Origin of the sequence: Methanosarcina sp. UBA411 (genome assembly GCF_002495725.1) — an archaeon.
Classification (GTDB): domain Archaea; phylum Halobacteriota; class Methanosarcinia; order Methanosarcinales; family Methanosarcinaceae; genus Methanosarcina.
Map to the genome: position 1 here is coordinate 1 of NZ_DAGK01000021.1, position 347 is coordinate 347.

Annotated in this window: 1 pseudogene; it reads left to right on the forward strand. The window is 38.9% G+C overall.

Annotated features, from left to right (window positions below):
• Window positions 1-238, forward strand: a pseudogene (locus tag BP861_RS07990) (hypothetical protein); the annotation flags it as partial.
• Window positions 239-347 lie beyond the last annotated feature (109 nt).

Consider the following 347-nt stretch of genomic DNA (forward strand, 5'->3'; position numbering starts at 1 on the left):
TTTTCGGCGATTATGTGACGGAGTATCTGCAAAAGAGTACGTCGCAAAGAAACCTGGAGTCGATAAGATGGACCTCGTAGACGAGCACGTTATGCGCGAGCTGCGTGAAGAACTCGATATAGGGGTCATTACATCGGTACCAGGAGCAGCAAAAGGTATTGCAGCAAAAATGAATATCGAAAAGTTGCTCGATATAAAGATAAATTCCTGCAATAAATTTAGAAAGCAGATAGCATAAAGAAAAAACTCCGAAATAACTGCAAAGATACGGAAAAGCGAGTACAGATCTTCTGTACATTTTCTCAGAATATTTTCCTGATAATGTTTCTTGAAAGCATTTCTTGAAA